Source organism: Enterococcus sp. 12C11_DIV0727 (assembly GCF_002148425.2).
Taxonomy (GTDB): domain Bacteria; phylum Bacillota; class Bacilli; order Lactobacillales; family Enterococcaceae; genus Enterococcus_L; species Enterococcus_L lemimoniae.
The window spans coordinates 504,224-521,625 of record NZ_CP147248.1; the positions used below are offsets into that span (position 1 = coordinate 504,224).

At 37.2% G+C, this 17,402-nt stretch carries 16 protein-coding genes; all 16 read left to right on the forward strand.

Annotated features, from left to right (window positions below):
- Positions 1–213 precede the first annotated feature (213 nt).
- The 16 genes from aroE to A5866_RS02615 all read left to right on the forward strand — a co-directional run bounded on the left by aroE (position 214) and on the right by A5866_RS02615 (position 17,386).
- A complete protein-coding gene (aroE, locus tag A5866_RS02540) occupies positions 214–1,083 on the forward strand; it encodes a shikimate dehydrogenase (RefSeq protein ID WP_086444469.1) in 870 nt (289 codons plus the stop codon).
- Positions 1,084–1,113: 30 nt separating this feature from the next.
- The gene (aroF, locus tag A5866_RS02545; protein ID WP_086279482.1) at positions 1,114–2,139 is read left to right on the forward strand and encodes a 3-deoxy-7-phosphoheptulonate synthase; all 1,026 of its coding nucleotides are present in this window, start codon (positions 1,114–1,116) and stop codon (positions 2,137–2,139) included.
- A gap of 66 nt (positions 2,140–2,205) precedes the next feature.
- On the forward strand, positions 2,206–3,267 hold the full coding sequence (gene aroB / locus A5866_RS02550; RefSeq protein ID WP_086279481.1) for a 3-dehydroquinate synthase: 1,062 nt from the start codon (positions 2,206–2,208) through the stop codon (positions 3,265–3,267).
- Between the two features lie 340 nt (positions 3,268–3,607).
- Positions 3,608–4,774 (forward strand): chorismate synthase, encoded by a 1,167-nt coding sequence (aroC, locus tag A5866_RS02555; RefSeq protein WP_086444468.1) that lies wholly within the window; start codon positions 3,608–3,610, stop codon positions 4,772–4,774.
- Positions 4,775–4,804: 30 nt separating this feature from the next.
- Positions 4,805–5,902, forward strand: coding sequence for a prephenate dehydrogenase (locus A5866_RS02560; RefSeq protein WP_086444467.1), 1,098 nt, complete (start codon positions 4,805–4,807; stop codon positions 5,900–5,902).
- Positions 5,903–6,156: 254 nt separating this feature from the next.
- The gene (gene aroA, locus A5866_RS02565) at positions 6,157–7,440 is read left to right on the forward strand and encodes a 3-phosphoshikimate 1-carboxyvinyltransferase (protein WP_086444466.1); all 1,284 of its coding nucleotides are present in this window, start codon (positions 6,157–6,159) and stop codon (positions 7,438–7,440) included.
- 14 nt (positions 7,441–7,454) lie between these two features.
- Entirely contained in the window at positions 7,455–7,955 is a 501-nt protein-coding gene (locus tag A5866_RS02570) for a shikimate kinase (protein ID WP_086279477.1), read from the forward strand.
- Positions 7,956–7,967: 12 nt separating this feature from the next.
- Complete coding sequence (gene pheA, locus A5866_RS02575; protein WP_086279476.1) at positions 7,968–8,816, forward strand: prephenate dehydratase; 849 nt, start codon at positions 7,968–7,970, stop codon at positions 8,814–8,816.
- A 111-nt stretch (positions 8,817–8,927) separates the two neighbouring features.
- Positions 8,928–10,073: an LCP family protein gene (locus A5866_RS02580; protein ID WP_086444465.1), complete on the forward strand. Its 1,146-nt coding sequence runs from the start codon at positions 8,928–8,930 to the stop codon at positions 10,071–10,073.
- A gap of 75 nt (positions 10,074–10,148) precedes the next feature.
- Positions 10,149–10,997: a DegV family protein gene (locus tag A5866_RS02585; RefSeq protein ID WP_086279474.1), complete on the forward strand. Its 849-nt coding sequence runs from the start codon at positions 10,149–10,151 to the stop codon at positions 10,995–10,997.
- 257 nt (positions 10,998–11,254) lie between these two features.
- A complete protein-coding gene (locus A5866_RS02590; RefSeq protein WP_086444464.1) occupies positions 11,255–11,443 on the forward strand; it encodes a hypothetical protein in 189 nt (62 codons plus the stop codon).
- Positions 11,444–11,469: 26 nt separating this feature from the next.
- Positions 11,470–11,952, forward strand: a complete 483-nt coding sequence (locus A5866_RS02595; protein ID WP_086444463.1) for a hypothetical protein — start codon at positions 11,470–11,472, stop codon at positions 11,950–11,952.
- A gap of 169 nt (positions 11,953–12,121) precedes the next feature.
- Positions 12,122–12,400 carry a hypothetical protein gene (locus A5866_RS02600; RefSeq protein ID WP_086279471.1) on the forward strand — a complete coding sequence of 93 codons (279 nt, stop codon included), beginning with the start codon at positions 12,122–12,124 and terminating at the stop codon, positions 12,398–12,400.
- Between the two features lie 19 nt (positions 12,401–12,419).
- Positions 12,420–14,474 (forward strand): cation:proton antiporter, encoded by a 2,055-nt coding sequence (locus tag A5866_RS02605; protein ID WP_086444462.1) that lies wholly within the window; start codon positions 12,420–12,422, stop codon positions 14,472–14,474.
- A 65-nt stretch (positions 14,475–14,539) separates the two neighbouring features.
- Positions 14,540–16,426, forward strand: a complete 1,887-nt coding sequence (locus A5866_RS02610) for an ABC-F family ATP-binding cassette domain-containing protein (RefSeq protein WP_086444461.1) — start codon at positions 14,540–14,542, stop codon at positions 16,424–16,426.
- 12 nt (positions 16,427–16,438) lie between these two features.
- Complete coding sequence (locus A5866_RS02615) at positions 16,439–17,386, forward strand: thymidylate synthase (RefSeq protein ID WP_086279468.1); 948 nt, start codon at positions 16,439–16,441, stop codon at positions 17,384–17,386.
- Positions 17,387–17,402: the final 16 nt, after the last annotated feature.

A 17,402-nucleotide genomic window follows, 5' to 3' on the forward strand; every position in this document is an offset into this window, starting at 1 on the left:
GTTTGTATTCATAAACATTATGGATGCAGACTAGCAAGTTTGTATCTATGATGGCTAAGGGATTTTGAGATGACTTTCAGCCGCGTAGATGATAAAATCTATAGTGGCTTTTATATTACCTATTTTTGTGAGGTGTTCACTGTAGATTTTTCTAAAAATTTACGTGAATACCTTTTTTATTTGACGAAAATCACATTTTGAGGAGGAAATAACATGGAGAATAAGATCACAGGCCACACGAGACTGGCTGCACTATTTGCTACACCGATTCGTCACAGTGTTTCACCCATGATCCATAATACAGCTTTTCAAACACTAGGAATCGATGCGGTATATCTTGCTTTCGAAGTGGGAACAGAGGGATTAAAACAAGCAATCGATTCAATCAAAAATTTGGATATGATGGGCGCTAACCTATCGATGCCAAACAAAATCTTAGCAGTAGAGTATATGGATGAGCTAAGTGAAGCAGCTCGCTTGATCGGCGCTGTCAACACGATTACGAATCATCAAGGTAAACTGACAGGTCATAATACAGACGGCACCGGATTTATGAGAAGCTTGCAAGATATTGAAGTTGATCTTATTGGTAAAAAAATGACAATCATCGGTGCAGGTGGTGCAGCTACAGCAATTATTGTCCAAGCAGCTTTAGATGGAGTTAAGGAAATCACTGTTTATAATCGAAAAGATGATTTCTACGATAAAATCAAAGAAAAATTAGCGTATATTTCTGAAAATACTAACTGTACAATTAACTTACATGACTTGTCTGATGAAGCCGCTTTGGCTGAAGATGTAGCAGAAAGTGCCTTATTACTAAACGCAACTGGTGTGGGAATGAAGCCGTTAGAAGGTCAAACACCGATTCAAGATTATTCGATCATTCGGCCAGACTTAGCTGTCTGCGATGTTATTTATACACCCAGAGAAACAGAATTTCTTAAACAAGCCCGCTTACGTGGTGCAAAAACAAACAATGGATTAGGTATGTTGCTTTATCAAGGCGCCGCTGCTTTTGAAAAGTGGACCGGACAAGAAATGCCCATAGCAATCGTAAAACCAATTATTGAAAACAACTAACTTATAATTTGACTGAAGGAGAGAACAACAATGATCGTAATTATGAAATCAGAAGCAACAAAAGCACAAATTAAATCGGTGATCGAACGAGTGAAAAAAGAAGGTCTAGAAGTTCACTTAAGTGAAGGGAAAGAACAGACGATCATTGGTTTGGTTGGAGACACAAGAAAAATGCAAGATGTGGCGTTTAATAGTTACGATGGTGTTGAAAATGCGGTAAGAATTTCACTGACATACAAATTAACAAGTCGGGAATTTCACCCAGAAAATACAGTTGTCAACGTTGACGGGATTAAAATAGGTGATGGTAGCATGACCATGATGGCTGGTCCTTGTTCGATTGAAAGTTTAGATCAAATCCGCGAATGTGCCAGAATTGCTAAAGCTGGTGGTGCAACGATTTTACGTGGTGGAGCATTTAAACCTAGAACTTCTCCTTACGCGTTTCAAGGATTAGAAGAAGAAGGCTTGAAGTACATTCGTCAAGCAGCCGATGAATTTGACATGAAAGTTATTACAGAAGTCATGGATGAAGCGCATATTGATATGATTGCTCAATACAGTGATATTTTGCAAATTGGTGCGAGAAATATGCAAAACTTCAAATTATTACAAGCAGTTGGAAAAACAGGTAAACCAATTGGCTTAAAACGTGGTATTTCTGGTACAATTGATGAGTGGTTAAATGCTGCGGAGTACATTGCGGCACAAGGTAACTTCAATGTTATTTTCATTGAACGTGGGATTCGTACCTACGAAACAGCCACACGTAATACGTTAGATTTGAGTGCTGTACCACTAATTAAAAAGCTAAGCCATTTTCCGATTATTGTTGACCCTAGTCACGGAGTTGGGATTTGGGATCTAGTTCCTCCAATGGCACGAGCAGGAGTTGCTGCTGGTGCAGATGGATTAATCGTTGAAATCCATCCAGATCCAGTTAATGCTTGGTCTGATGGTCCACAATCACTAAATGAAAAAACTTACATGCGTATGATGCAAGAAGTTCATATTATGGAAAATGCAATGAAAGAAATCAATGCTCTAGGTGAATAAAGTAACGAAATTAAAGCATATCTGAAGGTTAGTATTTCTTCTTAATAAAAAATAGGAGTTGAAAAAATGAAACTCACGGTAAATTTACCAAACCATTCTTATGATTTAACCATTGAAAAAGGGTTGTTGAAAAATATCGGTCCTTGGGCAAAAGCGTTATGGGCACCGCAAAAAGTTGTAATCATAACGGATACTAATGTTCAGCCTTTGTATGGTGAAGAAGTCTCCAAACATTTACAAGAAGCTGGCTTTGAGCCTGCAACTTTTGTGATCGATGCAGGTGAACAGAGTAAAAGCCTAACTGTCGCTGCTGAAATTTACGATTTTCTAGCTGATAAAGGATTGACTCGAAGTGATGGGATTATCGCTTTAGGTGGTGGTGTTGTGGGTGATTTAGCAGGGTTTGTTGCTTCAACGTATATGCGTGGATTGCATTTTTTACAAGTTCCAACAACCTTGTTGGCACAAGTAGATAGTAGTATTGGCGGTAAAACAGCCGTCAATACTTCTAAAGCCAAAAATTTAGTTGGAACATTTGCTCAACCAGATGGCGTTTTAATCGATCCTGATACATTGAACACATTAGACGTTCGACGAGTGAGAGAAGGGATAGCTGAAATCATTAAATCAGCTGCGATTGCAGATAAGCACTTATGGCAAAAACTGGCTGATTTGACTGATGAGCATGATTTGATTATACATGCAGTAGAGATCATTGCTGATTGCTGTAAAATAAAACGAAAAGTGGTAGAAGAAGATGAATTAGATAATGGTGTTCGTTTACTTCTCAATTTTGGGCATACAATCGGTCATGCGTTAGAAAATACAGCTGGTTACGGTAAATTAACTCATGGTGAAGGGGTTGCAATCGGGATGAGCCAAATCACCAGAGTTGCCGAAAGTAAAAAATTAACGCCGAGCGGTACGACAGAACAATTGAATAAAATGATCCAAAAATTCCATTTGCCGATCACATCAGAGCTGTGGGATCAAGAACAATTGTATAGTGCGTTGACACATGATAAAAAAGCGCGCGGTGGAAAAATCAATATTATTTTATTAGAAACGATCGGGAATGCAAAAATTGTTCGTATTCCAATTGAAGAAATGAAGAGTTATTTAGACTAGCCAGCAATGTGTGTTAGCTTTTCGGGGTGAAGGTAAAAATCGAATGTGATAAAAAGTGTTACATTCAATTTTTACTATTTTTCAGTTAAGACTAAACGAGCCTGCTACGCTTTTGCTTTGAAACATGCCAAGAAACACAACGAGGAACTGAGTTGATGTTGATTGGTACAAGGTGAAGCAAAGCAGAACGTTGTTACCATGCATTATCTAGCTTCAAGAGCTAGCTTCTCGAGAAAAAGATAAAAACTGAATGAGGCAAAAATCACCTCAGTCATTTTTGCCTATTTTCTTGTCGAAGCTGAACGAGCTCTTTCAGCTTTTAAAATTAGGAGGAAATCATATGCGTTTTATTACTGCGGGAGAATCACACGGACCAGAATTGACAGCAATTATCGAAGGCTTGCCAGCAGGGTTGCCATTGTCACCTGAGGATATTAATTTAGAGCTAGCAAGAAGACAAGGTGGATATGGTCGTGGCGGCAGAATGTTGATTGAGAAAGATCAGGTAAGAATCACTTCAGGTATTCGTCACGGAAAAACATTAGGTTCGCCAGTGACATTGGTCGTTGAGAACAAAGACTGGAAAAACTGGACTTCTGTTATGTCAATCGAAGAAGTCACAGAGAAAGAGAAAAAGATCCGCCGTGTTAATAAGCCACGTCCTGGTCATGCAGATTTGGTTGGCGGCATCAAATACCAACATGATGATCTTAGAAATGTCTTAGAGCGTTCCTCAGCACGTGAAACAACTATGCGTGTGGCAATTGGAGCCATTGCTAAGAAATTGTTGAAAGAGCTAGATATCGAAGTAGCGGGGCATGTGGCCATATTGGGTGGAATCAAGGCTGAAATTCCAGATAATTTAACTGTTCAAGAAATTCAAGAACGTTCAGAAAAATCCGACGTTCGAGTTCTTGATTCTTCGGTTGAACAAGAAATTCGTGATCTGATAGATAAAACTAAGAAAAACGGCGATACGATCGGTGGAGTGGTCGAAGTTGTTGTCGGCGGTGTGCCGATTGGATTAGGCAGTTATGTCCAATGGGATCGCAAGTTAGATGCTAAAATTGCTCAAGCTGTTACCAGTATCAATGCTTTTAAAGGGGTTGAATTTGGAATCGGTTTTGAAATGGGCTTTAAACCAGGTAGCCAAGTTATGGATGAAATTGTTTGGGATCAAGCAACCGGGTATACAAGAACTTCAAACAATCTAGGCGGTTTTGAAGGTGGTATGACAAATGGAATGCCAATCGTTGTTAGAGGTGTTATGAAGCCGATTCCGACATTGTATAAACCTTTACAAAGTGTCAATATCGATACAAAAGAGCCTTACAAAGCAAGCGTAGAACGTTCTGACAGTACAGCTGTGCCAGCTGCAAGTGTTGTTTGTGAAGCGGTTGTGGCAACAGAAGTTGCTCAAGCAATGTTGGACAAATTTGGTAGTGATGCTTTTGAACAAATGAAAGCAGAAGTTGACTCTTACCGCTGCTATACTCAAACGTTTTAATTGAAATTAAAAAATGGAGAGTGAAGCGGAATGGATAAAAAGGTTTTAATCATTGGATTAGGTTTGATCGGCAGTTCAATTGCTTTATGTATAAAAAAAGAGCATCCAGCTGTAATGATCATCGGGATAGATAATCAAGAAAGTTCTGTAGACTTTGCGTTAAAACGAAAAATCATTGATCAAAAAGAGAGCACAATTGAAACAGCAGCGGTACAAGCAGATATTATTTTTTTATGTACGCCTGTTAAGAGTATGTTGAAGCAACTAAAACTATTAGGAACCTTGTCATTAAAACCAGAGGTAATCATAACAGATGTTGGCAGTACGAAATTAGAAATTATTGAAACAGCTCAAGCAGCTGGCTTAAAAACGTTTATCGGTGGACATCCTATGGCGGGCTCACATAAATCTGGTGTGACGGCAGCAGATGAAAACTTATTTGAAAATGCGTATTATATTTTAACCACTTCAGAAGCAGGGACACAAAAGCAAGTCCAGCAATTACAAACCATTTTACAAGGAACACGAGCAAAATTTGTGGTTCTTACAGCAAAGGAACATGATCAAATTACAGGAATGCTCAGTCACTTACCACATATTATTGCAGCGGGTCTAGTTAACCAAAGTAAGGTTTTCAATGAAGAACATCCCCGCTCACGACAATTAGCGGCTGGTGGTTTTCGCGATATTACCCGGATTGCTTCGTCTGATCCGCAAATGTGGACCGATATTTTGCTAAGTAATAAAGAGGCGTTATTAGCGCTGATGGGTTCATGGCAAACTGAAATGAAACAAGTTTCCGATTGGATCCAAAATGAAAATAGTGAAGCGATTTATCAGTTTTTCTACGAAGCAAAAGAAACAAGAAATCAAATGCCTGTTCATAAAGAAGGCGCAATTCCAGCCTTCTATGATTTATTTGTTGACGTACCGGATGTCCCTGGTGTGATTGCAGAGATTACAGGTTTATTAGGTAAAGCAAACCTTTCATTGATTAATTTGAAAATTCTTGAAACTCGGGAAGATATTTACGGCATTTTACAATTAACCTTTAAAAGGCAGGATGATCTAGAAAAAGCTAAAGTGACTATTAAAAAAGAGACAGAATATTTGTGCTATGAAAAATGAGATTTTGTACAATAGTTGCTTTGAAACATGTCAAAAAATATGCCAAGAAACACAACGAAGAACTGAGTTGATGTTGATTGGTACAAGGTGACTGAAAGGCACGTTGCTACCATGTGTTATCTAGCTACGTGGGCTAGCTCCGACTGGAAAAAGAAAAAAATAGTCTGTGGTAAAGAGCACCACAATCGATTTTTTTCTATTTTCCTGTCAGAGCTGGACGAGCCCACTACACTTTTAAATTTAGGAGGGATTTTTTGGATTTAGTTATTAATAAAATTGGTTTGAATGGGGTAATTGATATTCCAAGTGATAAATCGATTTCTCATAGAAGTATTATGTTTGGTGCTATTGCTGAAGGGAAGACGACGATTCGCAACTTTTTACGTGGTGATGATTGTTTAAGCACTTTAAAAGCTTTTCAAGATTTGGGTGTTAAAATTGAAGATGATGGGGAAGTTATAACCGTTCATGGTAATGGTTTTTCAGGGTTGAAACCTGCGAAGCAAGCAATCGATGTTGGAAATTCAGGGACTACGATTCGCTTGATCATGGGGATTTTGGCAGGAACATCTTTCACTACGGAATTGTTTGGTGATCATTCGATTGCTAAACGGCCTATGAATCGAGTGATGCTACCAATCAATCAAATGGGCGCTGTTTGTGCAGGGCATGATGGGACAGAGTTTCCGCCACTGACAGTGAAAGGTGCTGAAAAATTAAACCCTATTTATTATCAAATGCCTGTTGCGAGTGCTCAAGTTAAGTCCGCCATTTTATTTGCTGCTTTACAAGCCCATGGTGAATCCGTTATTGTAGAAAAAGAGAAGACGCGTGATCATACAGAAGATATGATTCGTCAATTTGGCGGTGAAATTTCAGTTTCAGGGAAAGAAATTAGAATCAGTGGACCGCAAAAATTAGTTGGACAAGAAGTTGTGGTACCAGGGGATATTTCATCAGCGGCCTTCTTCCTTACGGCAGGACTGATCATTCCAGATAGCAAAATCACGTTAAAGAACGTTGGCTTAAACCCAACTCGTACGGGAATCATTGATGTTATCCAACAAATGGGCGGAAAGCTACTAGTACAAGAAGCGAATAGTGAAGCCAATAAAGCTGGAACTTTAACTGTCGAAACAAGTGCTCTTAACGGAATTGAAATCGGTGGAGAAATTATTCCAAGATTAATCGATGAACTGCCAATCATTGCTTTATTAGCCACTCAGGCTGAGGGAACCACAATTATTCGCGACGCTGAAGAGTTGAAAGTAAAAGAAACGAATCGGATCGATGCAGTAGCAACTGAGTTAAATAAAATGGGTGCTAAAATCGAGCCAACTGAGGATGGATTAATCATTCATGGTAAAACACCGCTATACGGTGCGAACGTAACTAGTTATGGAGACCATCGTATTGGTATGATGCTGCAAATTGCGGCTCTTTTAGTAGAAAGCGGCACAGTCGAATTAGATAAAGCAGAAGCAATTTCAGTTTCTTATCCAAGATTTTTTGATGATTTAACTAAATTATATCGATAAACGGAGGAACGAAGATGAAGGGGATTATTTTAATTGGTTTTATGGGAGCAGGAAAAACCACTGTGGGAAAACTGCTTTCAGAAAAAACGGGTATGGAACACATCGATTTTGATGATAAAATCGTTGAAGAAATAGGAATGACAATTCAAGAATATTTTGATTTACACGGTGAAGAAGCATTTAGAGAACGAGAAACGAATGTCTTAAAACGTTATCTTGATCATAATCAAGTTGTATCAACCGGTGGCGGCATTGTCATGAGACCAGAGAATCGAGAACTGTTGAAACAAATGGCACCTGTTATCTATTTACAAACAAAGCCAGAAGTGTTTATTCCGCGTTTAAAACACGATCATACCACTGTTAGACCTTTGGTTGTGTCAAAATCCCCAGAGGAAATTAGACAGGTTTTTGAACCACGTATCCCTTTTTATGAAGAGAGTGCTAGCTTAGTTGTTGCGACAGACGATCGAACACCTGAAGAGATTGTTCATGAAATTTTAGAAAATATATAGGTAGGTGAGTCAATGAAAGTTGGTTATTTAGGTCCAGAAGCTTCTTTTACTCATAATGCAACTAGAACAGCTTTTCCTAATGAAGAATTGGTTTCGTATCATTCGATTCCCGCTTGCATTAAGGGGGTTGAATTTGGAGAGGTCGATCTAGGCGTCGTGCCGATTGAAAATACGATTGAGGGCTCGGTTAATACCACAGTAGACTATCTATTTCATCAGACGACCATTCCGGTCGGAGCCGAAATCGTACTGCCGATCTATCAACAATTGATGGTATCTAAAAAGAATCAAGAGCGGTGGCTTGAAACAACGAAAATCATGTCACATCCGCAAGCTTTAGCGCAATCACAAGAATTTATTCGTACTTATTTTCCACTGGCTGAGCTTGAGGCAACACCATCCACTGCTTATGCAGCAAATTTTGTTGCAAGTCATCCAGACCAAAAAATCGCAGCAATTGCACCTAAATTGTCTGCTGAAACGTATGATCTTGAGATTGTTGGGAAAGATATTCAGGATGTAGAAATCAATCAAACACGATTTTGGGTTTTAGGCGCCGAAAAAATTGAGTTACCAATTCAATCAGAGCAACAGAAGCTGACAATAGCTTTGACGATGCCAAATAATATGCCAGGTGCACTGCAAAAAGCATTATCAGCATTTAGCTGGCGAGATATTGACTTGAGCAAAATCGAGTCACGTCCATTAAAAACAACATTGGGAGAATATTTCTTTTTAATTGATATCAACGTTCAAAAACCACAATTATTATTGGATAACGCTTTAGAAGAAATACGTTTAATGGGTGGAACTGTAAAAATATTCGGAAATTATGCGATTCATCCAATCAACGGGGTATAAAGATCTGAAAAGGTCTTTTTATTTTTTGTTAAATTTCAACTAACTAATAGGAATTTCTATTAAAATAAGGTATGCTTATAACTGTTGTTAATTGATAGTGAGGTGGAAATAATGAGTCGCGTGGATCGTTATAAACATATACATGATAAAGCAAAACCAATAGAAGAGAAAAATTCCTTTAATCCTAGAAAAGAAAAAAATCATTCTGAAGAACCTAGACAAAGCTATTATCGAGGACCAGAAACATTTCCTGACCAAGAGCCAACAGAGCATCAGGAACAGTATTTGGGGCAAGACTATTCAAATGGTCCTTCAAAACAGATACCCAAAAAAGAAAAAAAACCAAAAAAAATCAGAAAAAAGAGAAGATTTAGCTGGCCTAAAAGAATTGCATTATTCTTTGTCTTGCTAATTGTTTTAGCTGTTGGGTTCTTTTTTAAAGGCAAATCATATGCAGAAAATGATGCATCTTTACCTAAAGAAGCACTTGAAACGTTTAATGGTGTGAAAAGTGCAAATGGCGCCAACAATATTTTGATTTTGGGTAGTGATACAAGAGGAGAAGATGCTGGACGTGCGGATACTATAATGGTACTACAATTAGACGGACCATCTAAAAAGCCCAAATTGATTTCATTTATGCGAGATATATTCGTTGATATTCCAGGCTATGATGCAAATAAAATCAACGCTTCTTATGCTCTAGGCGGTGCGGATTTAGTTCGCCAAACATTAGCGGAAAATTTCAATATTCAATGTAGATATTATGCGAAAGTTGATTTTCAATCCTTTGAAAAAATTGTTGATTCGATGTTCCCAAGTGGAGTTAAAATCGATGCTGAAAAAGACTTGAATTTAGATGGTGTTGATATCGCCAAAGGGCAGCAAAGTATGGACGGGCATACACTTCTACAATATTCTCGTTTTAGAAAAGATGAGGAAGGCGATTTTGGTCGTGTTCGCCGTCAGCAACAAGTGATGTCAGCGGTTATGGGTCAATTAAAAAATCCTTTAGCATTACTTCGCACACCTGAATCTTTAGGACGTTTAGTTGGTTATATGTCTACAGACATCCCAACAACGTTTATGTTGAAAAACGGTCCTTCTTTGATGCTAAAAGGTGGAAGTGGGATTGAACGCCTAGCGGTTCCAGTAGAAGGTTCATGGAGTAACGATGAAAACTACTATGCTGGGAGTATTCTTCAAATTGATTTAGAAACGAATCAAAAGGCGGTTCAAGAATTTCTTGGGCAATAAGGATTTTATTTAAATATTAACTGATTTATGCTATATTTATACTAACGTGCAAAATTAGTGAAACGAGGTTACAAAATGAAAATTGCTGTTGTGACAGATAGTACAGCCTATTTACCCGAGCGAATTAAGAACTCTCCTAATCTGTTTATTATTCCCATTCCAGTTATTTTAGATGGTAAGATATATAACGAAGGTGTCGATATCGAAGCTGATGAATATTATGAGCTATTAAATAATAGTAACGAGTTTCCAACAACTTCTCAACCTGCATTAGGCGAAGTGATTGAACTCTACAAAGAAATTGCCGCTAAGGGATATGATACGATTATCAGTATTCATCTTTCTTCTGGGATTTCAGGTTTTGTGAATACCTTATTTTCACTAACAGATTCAATCAATGGTGTTACACTTTATCCTTATGACTCTAAAATTACAAGTGTGCCAATGGGGCATATGGTAGAAGCTGCTTTAGATTTGATCAAAGAAAATGCTAGTCTAGAAGATATTTTTGCTAAGCTAGACATCATTCGTGATAACACGTACGCTTATTTAATTGTTGAAGATTTGAACAATTTGGTACGTGGTGGTCGTTTAACGAATGGAGCAGCTCTGATTGCCGGTTTATTAAAAATCAAGCCGATTTTGACTTTTGAAGATGGTAAAATTGTCTTATTTGAAAAAATCCGTTCAACTAAAAAGGCCTTTGCTCGTGCAGAGGCAATTATCGGCAAACGGGACAAAGAAATTGGCCGACCCGTTAAATTATATGTGATTCATGCCAACAACTTGGCAGTTGCTGAAGAAGAAAAAGCAAAACTTCAAGTTAAGTATCCAAATGCAATTATTGAAATTGGTCATTTTAACCCTGTTATTGGGACTCATTTAGGTGAGAAAGCTATTGCACTTTGTATTTCAGCGCAATAAATAAATTATGCTAAAATAAGGATGAAGCAAAACTAATCTTTAGTTTTGCTTCATCCTTATTTCGATTTTTAAAAAGTTTTTTTGAGGTTAACCATCAACTATCAATGTGTTACTAAACGTATACTTCAACTAAAAAGAAATAGTATGCTACAATAATATAAAGAGAATTCTTTTTACTATAATCAATAAAAAATAACAATTCAATAGTCATTTTTCTTTAAAAGTAAGGTATACTTAAAGAAAAGGAGGGCGAGTGGATGAATCTAACAGAAGAACGTTTACAGAAAGAAAAAATGAAACAAGTTCAACTGCTCGCTGCATATTATCAAGTAGTTAATCGTTTGCCGCTTGGCGTTAAGCGCGATCAAATGATTCGTGATATATTAGCTTGTAAAGATAAAATAAAAAAAATCAATCAACAACTAACAGAGTTAAATAAAAGTTGAAATTCTATTTTTAAGAGGAGCGTATTTTGGGTATAGATTTTTTTACAGTATTACTCACAGTTTTTGTTGTGATCATGTATGTTTATTTAATCTTGGTTAGAAAAAGTATTTTGATCAAGAGTGTCAAAAGAAAACTTATCTATGGATTAGTGATTGGGGTAAGTCTATTTATCCTTATTAGTACGTTATTTATTGAACAATCGCTCGATCAAAGACTGCGTAGTTTCTTAGCAATGTTACTTGTTTTGAGTTTTTTACTAGATGCAAAAGGTCTTTCTGATGATCGACTCATTTTAGGACCGTTTGATAAAAATGGTGTGATGTATCGAGATGTAGAAAAAATGGCGTTATTGCTTAAGGAAAATGAAATTCGTTTGAATTATTTTAAAAATGGTCGTCGTGGCCCTATGATGAAATTTTCAATTCCATTAGAAGATCTATTGGCGTTTCTTTCTGGTCGTTTGAATGAAGAGGCTGAAATCAGTATTTTAGTTGAAGAAGACAAGTAGTAATCAACCACTTAAAGGAGAATTTAGATAGTTACTTTCTCTTTTGATTTCATTTTGAGAGTCAGAAATTACATTCATAAAGTTTTTCTAAAATAATAGTCAATTTTAGTAGGTATTTCTTAAACAATTTGCTATAATGTGCAGAGAAATTCTGAAAGGAAGTATTGTTGTGAATAAAGAAATAGAGCAACGAATTGCTGAATTACGTGAAAAATATAAAGAGTTGCCACCAGAGAAAAAAGCAGAGTGGGAACGGCATATAAAAAAGAGAAATTTTTTGAACTATAAAAAAATAGAATTGATTAAATCTGAGTTGCTCCGTTTAGAAGCTCGTCGTGCACAATTAGAACTATGTGATAAGGAAAAAGAGCTTGGATTAATAGAAAAGAAAATTACCTGTAAAAAAGAAAAATTATTACGGTATTTAGGGAAACAACTCAATCAGTAATGAATAAGGGGGATACGAGATGGAGTTTGTTTATTTAATTATTGTATTTGCTTTTGCGATCACATTTTCAAATGTCTTTAATCGAATCGTACCGATTATTCCATTACCGATCGTACAAATAATTGTAGGGGTTTTGATCGGCGTTACCTCTATTGGTCGAGAAATTGTATTTGAACCAGAAATATTTTTAGTGATGATCATTGCGCCATTATTGTTCCGAGAAGGTGAACGAAACGATACTGCGGCTACTATGAAAAACTTTAGTGTCATTTTATTTTTGGCTTTCATTGGTGTTTTGATTACGCTTGTGAGCGTAGGCTGGGCCTTGCATATGGTAATACCGGCTTTACCGATTGCCGCTTGTTTTGCATTAGGTGCAGCATTAGGACCTACAGATGCAGTTGCTGTAGGTTCTTTATCTGGAAAAATTCAGATTCCGCCTAAAGCGATGCATATTTTAGAAGGTGAAGGCCTAATCAATGATGCTTCTGGCGTTACAGCATTCCAATTTGCGTTAGCCGCTTTATTGACTGGGAGTTTTTCAGCTGCCGATGCAGGAATTACTTTAGTTGTCTCCAGTATTGGAGGCGCTTTTGTAGGTGCTGTCTTAGTGATGATCAAACGTCAAGTTGTTATGATTTTAGAAAAAGCTTCGGCAAGAGATGTTACAGGTTATTTACTGCTAGAACTATTGTTGCCTTTTTTAGCCTATATGGTAGCTGAATTATTTCATGTTTCTGGAATCATCGCAGCTGTTGTAGCAGGCGTTATGCAAGCAGCGAGTTTTAAAAAGGTCTCTTTGTTTGAAGCAGAGCTTTCTAGCGTCTCTGAAAGTACTTGGGGCACAATTACGTTTATGCTAAATGCCCTTGTTTTTCTATTTTTAGGAATTGAATTATCTCAAGTCTTTTCGCCGATTTGGAATAGTGAAACATATTCTAACAGCTTTTTGATGTTGGTTATTTTGATTTTAAGTGTTACGTTGTTTGTTGCTCGATTTTTCTCCATTTTTGTGATTTATAGTGTAAAAAATGGTTTGAAGAACGTTTGGCATTCGATGAATGAAATGCTGATTTTAACGTTTGGTGGTGTCAAAGGAACGGTTAGTTTGGCGACTATTTTTATTTTGCCTTTGACTTTAAATGGACAAGATTTTCCTGAACGATCGTTACTCTTATTTATCACGGCTTGTGTGATTTTAGTCACGTTAGTTGGAGGGATTCTTGTTTTACCATTTTTAACTGACTCAGATGAGATTGAAAATACAAACATGCAAGGCATAATGCTGTTGCAAGAGGTTATCGAAAAACTTAAAAAGATAAATCAAGAAGATCCACATGTTGAAATGAATGTTGTGATTGAAAATTATCAAGATCGCGTAAAAGAACTGTATACAGAGCAACTCCCATCAGATCAACGACAAGAAGTACAGGAGTTACGTGCATTGATTGTTTCGATTGAACGAGATGGTTTGGAGGAGAGCTTTCGCCAAAAAGAAATCGGAATCGAAGGTTATCGGTTATATGAACGTTTGATATCAAGAATGGAACGATCAATTGCCAGGCAGTTACTATCGATTATCGGTTTTTGGTTACTGTTTGTTCGCCAAATTATTGCGTTTTTTATTCATCCAAAGCATTTATTCGCTAAGAAAGATGAAGAAAATAGACGAGAATTTCAAAAAGAAGAACTAGAAAATGTTCGCCAAGTCTTTTTACAAAATACAGAAGTTATTTTGAAGAGTTTGGATAATCTAAATGGTGTTTACGATGAGGAAATCATTCGTTTCTTTATTGAAGGACGGCTACAATTGGCGCATAGGCTAGAAGATGGGACTTTTATTGATTCTTTTATTGTTCGCTCTCAATCTAACTATGTAAAAGAACTATTGATTGGCTATCAGGAAGAACGAAAAGTGATCGATGAATATGAGATCTCTGGAAAAATATCTTCTCTTGAAGCAAATGAATATCGGAAAAATGTCAATTTGCTAGAATCCTATTCGATCAACGATATTTCAAGTGCTGTTCCACTAAGGAAACTGACAAGAGAATTAAAAAAAGAAGCAGACTAAGAAAACTAGCTTCTTTTTTTTACATTTTTTTGATACAATAAGCAGGATGAAAAGGGCGTGAGCAGATGAATGAGTTAAAAGTAACTGAATTAACGAAAACATATGGAGAGAAAACATTATTTGATCACATTTCTTTCCATATTCATGATAAAGACCGGATTGGCTTGATCGGGACAAATGGCACTGGAAAAACTAGTTTGTTGAATATTCTTGCGGGTAAGGCTGGTGGAGATGGTGATGGTCAGGCGATCCAACAGCCAAATGACTATCAAGTCGGCTATCTTTCTCAAGATAAAGAGTTTGATCCAGAGCTATCCGTTGTAGAAGCCGTGTTCCAAGGAGAAACGCCAATTATTCAAGCAGTTAAAAACTATGAGTTGGCGCTACTTGCATTAGCGGAAGACGGACTAGATCCTACCGTTCAAAAACAATATGCTCAAGCAGAAGAACGCATGAATAAAGAAGATGCGTGGACAGCAGATACAGATGCTAAAATTATTTTACAAAAACTAGGGATTGAAACCTTGCACAAAAAAATAGGTGAGTTATCTGGTGGACAAAAGAAACGTGTCAGTCTTGCTCAAGTATTGATTGAATCACCTGATTTACTATTATTGGATGAACCAACCAACCATCTGGATTATGAAGCGATCAATTGGCTAGAAAGCTTTTTGAACGGTTACCGCGGAGCTATTTTGATGGTGACTCACGATCGTTACTTTTTAGATCGGGTCACAAATCGAATCTTCGAACTTTCTTTTGGAAAACTATACGAATACAAGGGGAATTACGAGGCGTATATCATTGCTAAGGCTGAACGTGAACGAGTTGGTGTTGAACAAGAAGAAAAAAGAAAACAACTCTACAAACAAGAACTGGAATGGATGCGAGCCGGTGTTAAAGCTCGAGGAACCAAACAACAAGCGCGGCAAGATCGTTTCCATGACCTAAAAGAAAATCTCCATCAAGTCAATCAAAAAGGTCAGCTAGAAATGGATATTGCAACCCAGAGATTAGGTAAAAAAGTCTTAGAAATTCAAAATGGTGACTATCAAATCGAACATAAAACAATTTTAAAAGAATTTGATTTGCTTATTCAAGCAAAAGATCGGATTGGGATTACTGGAAAAAATGGTGCTGGCAAATCAACATTATTAAATATCCTTGCTGGTCGTCTAGAGTTAGACGGTGGATTCTATTCAATTGGTGAAACAGTTAACTTGGCTTACTATACGCAACAAAATGAAGCGATGGACCCTAACCAACGCATGATTTCTTATTTACAAGAAGCGGCGGAACAAGTGCAACGGGGCGATGGAACAACCATCGGTGTGGCTGAATTATTGGAACGGTTTTTATTTCCTCGTTTCATGCATGGAACAGTTATTGGGAAACTATCTGGTGGTGAAAAACGTCGGCTGTATTTATTAAAACTTTTGATTGGTCAACCAAATGTGTTATTATTGGACGAGCCGACAAATGATTTAGATATTGATACCTTAACTCTTTTAGAGGATTATATTCAAACATTTAAAGGTGCTGTGATCGCTGTTTCTCATGACCGTTATTTTCTTGATAAAACAATGGATAAACTACTGGTTTTTCAAGGAGAAGGTCACATCACGACTTATTTTGGATCGATGAGCGACTATTTAGCGGTAAGTAAAGAGCCAGCGAAAAAAGTAACGAAGGCAGAAGTAAGACCGACTAGCGAAGTTGAAAAGAAAGCAAAAACAAAGTTAACTTACATGGAACAAAGAGAATGGGAAACAATTGAAACAGATATAGCACATCTTGAAGAGCAATCAGCTAAAATTACAGAAGAGATGAATCATCAAGGTGATGACTTTACGAAACTACAACAGCTTCAAACAGAATTGGCAAGAGTGGAAGAAGAGCTGGATGAAAAGATGGAACGCTGGGAATATTTGAGTGAATTTGCAGAAAACTAGGAGGCACAAACTATGGAAGAAGCATACTTAGCATTAGGCCGTAAAATTTTAGAGGAAGGTCATCTAAAAGAAGACCGGACTGGAACAGGGACGCGGAGTATTTTTGGGCATCAAATGCGTTTTGATTTATCTGAGGGATTTCCCTTATTAACGACTAAACGAGTGCCTTTCGGCTTGATCAAAAGCGAACTTTTATGGTTTTTGAATGGTGACACCAATATTCGTTACCTCTTACAACATAACAATCATATTTGGGATGAATGGGCATTTGAACGTTATGTAAAAAGTGATGATTACAAGGGTCCAGATATGACTGATTTTGGTCATCGTGTCCTAACAGACGAAGTATTTAAGCAAAATTACGAAATAGAACATAAAAAATTCTGTGAGGCGATTTTATCGGATGAGGTATTTGCTGCCAAACATGGTGAATTAGGCAACATTTATGGTGCGCAATGGCGCCATTGGGAGACCAAAGAGGGTGGATTTATCGATCAATTAAAAAATGTTATTACGATGATCAAAAAAACACCAGATTCAAGACGCTTGATCGTCTCGGCTTGGAATCCAGAAGATGTTCCTTCGATGGCGTTACCGCCATGTCATACGATGTTTCAATTTTATGTAAATGATGGAAAATTAAGTTGTCAATTATATCAACGTAGCGGGGATGTTTTTCTAGGTGTACCCTTCAACATTGCTAGTTATGCTTTGTTGACTCATTTGATTGCGCATGAAACAGGTTTAGAAGTAGGCGATTTTGTTCATACGATTGGCGATGCTCACTTGTATACTAACCACATCGAGCAAATGAATGAACAACTGGTTCGAGAAGTTCGAGCTTTCCCGACATTAAAATTAAATCAAGAAAAAAAATCGGTATTTGATTTTGAAATGGAAGATATTGTCATTGAAGGATATGAACCGCATCCTGCAATCAAGGCGCCAATTGCCGTTTAATTTGAAAGGAGTTCCC

What these genes read in the sequence shown, in the direction of transcription:
- aroE (WP_086444469.1), top strand. Translation starts at nt 214, where the DNA reads ATGGAGAATAAGATCACAGGCCACACGAGACTGGCTGCACTATTTGCT.
- aroF (WP_086279482.1), top strand. Translation starts at nt 1,114, where the DNA reads ATGATCGTAATTATGAAATCAGAAGCAACAAAAGCACAAATTAAATCG.
- aroB (WP_086279481.1), top strand. Translation starts at nt 2,206, where the DNA reads ATGAAACTCACGGTAAATTTACCAAACCATTCTTATGATTTAACCATT.
- aroC (WP_086444468.1), top strand. Translation starts at nt 3,608, where the DNA reads ATGCGTTTTATTACTGCGGGAGAATCACACGGACCAGAATTGACAGCA.
- A5866_RS02560 (WP_086444467.1), top strand. Translation starts at nt 4,805, where the DNA reads ATGGATAAAAAGGTTTTAATCATTGGATTAGGTTTGATCGGCAGTTCA.
- A5866_RS02570 (WP_086279477.1), top strand. Translation starts at nt 7,455, where the DNA reads ATGAAGGGGATTATTTTAATTGGTTTTATGGGAGCAGGAAAAACCACT.
- pheA (WP_086279476.1), top strand. Translation starts at nt 7,968, where the DNA reads ATGAAAGTTGGTTATTTAGGTCCAGAAGCTTCTTTTACTCATAATGCA.
- A5866_RS02580 (WP_086444465.1), top strand. Translation starts at nt 8,928, where the DNA reads ATGAGTCGCGTGGATCGTTATAAACATATACATGATAAAGCAAAACCA.
- A5866_RS02585 (WP_086279474.1), top strand. Translation starts at nt 10,149, where the DNA reads ATGAAAATTGCTGTTGTGACAGATAGTACAGCCTATTTACCCGAGCGA.
- A5866_RS02590 (WP_086444464.1), top strand. Translation starts at nt 11,255, where the DNA reads ATGAATCTAACAGAAGAACGTTTACAGAAAGAAAAAATGAAACAAGTT.
- A5866_RS02605 (WP_086444462.1), top strand. Translation starts at nt 12,420, where the DNA reads ATGGAGTTTGTTTATTTAATTATTGTATTTGCTTTTGCGATCACATTT.
- A5866_RS02610 (WP_086444461.1), top strand. Translation starts at nt 14,540, where the DNA reads ATGAATGAGTTAAAAGTAACTGAATTAACGAAAACATATGGAGAGAAA.
- A5866_RS02615 (WP_086279468.1), top strand. Translation starts at nt 16,439, where the DNA reads ATGGAAGAAGCATACTTAGCATTAGGCCGTAAAATTTTAGAGGAAGGT.